The organism is Anaerosporobacter sp. (assembly GCF_965301125.1).
The window spans coordinates 1-2,921 of sequence record NZ_CBDLAM010000281.1; the positions used below are offsets into that span (position 1 = coordinate 1).

A 2,921-nucleotide genomic window follows, 5' to 3' on the forward strand; every position below is an offset into this window, starting at 1 on the left:
AATTTATTACACTTAAATTTTTGAAATAAGTAGCGTATATAAAACATCTGCATCACTCCTCTATTCAAATATACTCTTACATATTTCTATATTGTTTTATCTGTCCATCTTCTAATTGTATAATTCGATCTGCCTCTTTCGCTAATTGATTATCATGAGTAACCATAACAATAGTCATATTATATTCTTTATTAAATTTCTTCAACAATTTCAATATCATATCACCATTGGCTTTGTCTAAAGCACCAGTAGGCTCATCAGCAAATAGCAGTTTAGGATTATTGATTAACGCTCTTGCAATAGCAACCCTTTGTTGTTCTCCTCCAGATAACTGCTTTGAATAATTTTTTGCCTTATCTTTTAAGCCTACTGCAGACAATATATTCATAGCCTTCTTATTCATCGAGGCTTTGTTTTTTGAAAAATAAAGAGGAACCTTAATATTTTCTAATATACTAAGATCTGGTAAAAGGTTAAAAGATTGAAAAACAATCCCAATATTTTCATTCCTAAACTGTGTAAGTTCCTTATCCTTCATACCCAGGATATTCTCTCCACAAACTTTTACCTCACCATTACACTCATTATCTAACCCAGATAAAATCCCTAGTAAAGTGCTTTTTCCACTTCCACTAGCACCCATAATTGAAATAAATTCACCCTCTATTACATCTAGGTTAATATTTTTCAATATATTAAGCATTTGTTCTCCGTTTTTGATTTCTTTTGTTAGGGAATTCACCGATACTATTTCATTCATAATACCCTTATCTCCTTTAAGTGTTTGCTTTTTTCTTTTTTTTAACATTTCTTATCAAAGAAATAATCATAATTGCTATGTATACATATGGTAATGATTGAATGATTAATTTATTAAAAGCTGGAAAGAGTGTATTAAAACTACCTGCTTTCAAAGCTCTTACTAAATCTAAAAAAAGAGCATACAAATCAACTTCACCTGTAACTAATTGTACTATCATATACATTCCAAAAACTAATGCTACTACTGTAAATAGTAAATAAATGAACATATACCCATAAAGTATCGCCCTTGTTACTGGTTTTAATTCTAGATTGTCTTCATCATAATCTCTTTTTAAAACATACTTACTAAACTTATTCTTAATCAAACTAAATACACGACTATTAACATTAACAATCCCCAACCAATCTGTTAATATCCAGTATCCATCTAATCTAAGGAAAGGATTTAAGTTTAATATTGCTAGTACAATTATTGATAGAACTGCCACCTTTAGTTCGCTTGAATTTATAAATAGTAAAATCAACGAAATAGCATTAATCATTACAAGTTGAAAATATATCCCCCCCATATCAACAATAACTCTTCGTTTTCTACTCAATTTCCATGTACTACTTAGATCTGTATACAAAACTGGTTTAAATAAGTATAACCCTACACCAATAGCCCCCACTTTGCAATTATAATAGCAAGCTGCTGTCGCATGTCCTAGTTCATGATAAATACTAGAAATAAATAATACTATAAGAACTACAAATGTATTATTATTCCATATTTTATCTGTTTCAGCAAAATATCTTCCCGTTGTCCAAAAAAATAACTGTATAACAATAAACATAGCAAGTTGAATAATAAACATTTTTTGGTCAAATAGCACTTTAAAAAAATTAAAGATAGGTTTTATTCTGGTTCCATCAAATAACGGAAAATGATACCACAATTTAGAGCTATCATTATTAGTATCAAATTCCATTCCTTCAACTAAATTATTTTGAATTAAAAACTTGTCTATAAATTTATTCAGTTCATCCTTTTCTAATTGAACTCCTTCATCATTAATCACTTGCAAAACTTCTTCTACGTCTCTTCTCCCATCGAATTGAGAAATGATAAATTCTGCAACATCAGTAACTTTAAAGTTAATCGTACTACTAAAAGAGAGAACAAAATAATCACCATTTTCATTTACATCAAATTTTTCTTTTGTGTAAGGTTTTACTCTGATAACCTGCTCCATACTATCCTCATTTCATTCTATAAATTTATTGAAATTTATTCAAAATATACGATGATAAGCTAGATATATACTCAGCTAAAACTTTATCTGCATTATTACATACTGGGCAATACAAATCATTATTTGTCTTAATTGATGCATATGCACATCCTCCACCACAAAATGGTGCAATATTGCATTCTTGACATTTCGGAATTGTGAGTATATTTCTATTTGACCATAAGTCTTCCTTTGCTTTATTTAATTCCAATTTTTCATTGAAATTTCCAATAGATAATCTTTCATCACCTACTGCCTCTGGACATGTATAAATATTTCCGCTTGGGTCAAAAACTAAAAATTGCATACGATTTGCTTCACAAAACGTAAACTTACTAAAACTACCTTCACTATTTTTTATAATACCTAATACCTTTGCAACATGTTCAACGATTCTAAACATCGTCAATTGAGTAAAACTGTCTTCTTCATATTGGGGGAAAATCTCTGTTATACGTTTAACAATTTCATTTTCTCCCATTATGGCATGTTTCTTTGAATTTGTATGATCGGTAACAGGTGCAATATCACAGTGGAAATTTTCTCGATCACTCCACCCCTTATTCTTTATAAAATCATTAAATTCTGTTAAAGACTCAATATTATCACTATCTACATTAACTCGGACATTTACTCTTCTCAATCCTATCTCAAGAAGAATATCAATTCCTTTACTAATAACATCAAAAGTTCCTTTACCATCTTTACGTATTCTTCTCTTATCGTGAATCTCCTTATTTCCGTCAAGAGTTATCTGAACTGACATAACTTCATCTTTATATTCATTAAACAATTCTTTATACTCTTCAATATGAGTTGCATTCGTAATTATGTTGAGTTTCATATTTTCTTCTCTAACAAATTTAAATATTTTTTCGTTCA

Annotated in this window: 3 protein-coding genes; all 3 read right to left on the reverse strand. The window is 29.2% G+C overall.

Annotated elements, in window-relative coordinates:
- Nucleotides 1-76 precede the first annotated feature (76 nt).
- Nucleotides 77-760, reverse strand: coding sequence for an ABC transporter ATP-binding protein (locus ACW2QF_RS18680; protein WP_455717525.1), 684 nt, complete (start codon nucleotides 758-760; stop codon nucleotides 77-79).
- Nucleotides 761-776: 16 nt separating this feature from the next.
- Nucleotides 777-2,000, reverse strand: a complete 1,224-nt coding sequence (locus tag ACW2QF_RS18685; protein WP_455717526.1) for a hypothetical protein — start codon at nucleotides 1,998-2,000, stop codon at nucleotides 777-779.
- Between the two features lie 25 nt (nucleotides 2,001-2,025).
- On the reverse strand, nucleotides 2,026-2,921 hold an 896-nt coding region (locus ACW2QF_RS18690), incomplete at its 5' end, for a radical SAM protein (RefSeq protein ID WP_455717527.1).